We start from the raw sequence: 362 nt of genomic DNA, 5'->3' as shown, positions 1-362 counted from the left end.
GACTGTCACGCAAGGCGCAACAAGCCGCACCACCTACTACATCAACGGCGAAAGCGCCCTGATGGCCGAAGCCGATGAAGAAGGGCGGATCACCAGAGCGTACGGATTCAACCCCCACACGCAGCAAGCCAGAACCAACGAGGAGGACGAAGACGCAGAAGAAGGCGGCCTGTGGAGCACCGACCCCATATGGCAGGCGGAGCTGAACGGCAAAACCAGCCTGAAAGAAGCCAGCTACCACTACTTGGTCACGGACCATCTGGGAACGCCCGTATTGGCGCTGAACAAGGCGGGCGAGACGACGTGGAAAGCCAGATATGAAGCCTTTGGCAAGGCGCGGATAGACCATGCTTCGACGGCGC

At 59.9% G+C, this 362-nt stretch carries 1 protein-coding gene; it reads left to right on the top strand.

All coding sequences use genetic code 11. The features are described from left to right. Nucleotides 1–362, top strand: a 362-nt coding sequence (locus QB898_RS13275) for an RHS domain-containing protein (RefSeq protein ID WP_279525329.1), incomplete at both ends; no start/stop codon positions are given.

Source organism: Ottowia cancrivicina, from assembly GCF_029813755.1.
In the GTDB taxonomy this organism is placed as follows: domain Bacteria; phylum Pseudomonadota; class Gammaproteobacteria; order Burkholderiales; family Burkholderiaceae_C; genus Ottowia; species Ottowia massiliensis.
This window is presented reverse-complemented; position numbering and strand designations above follow the sequence as displayed.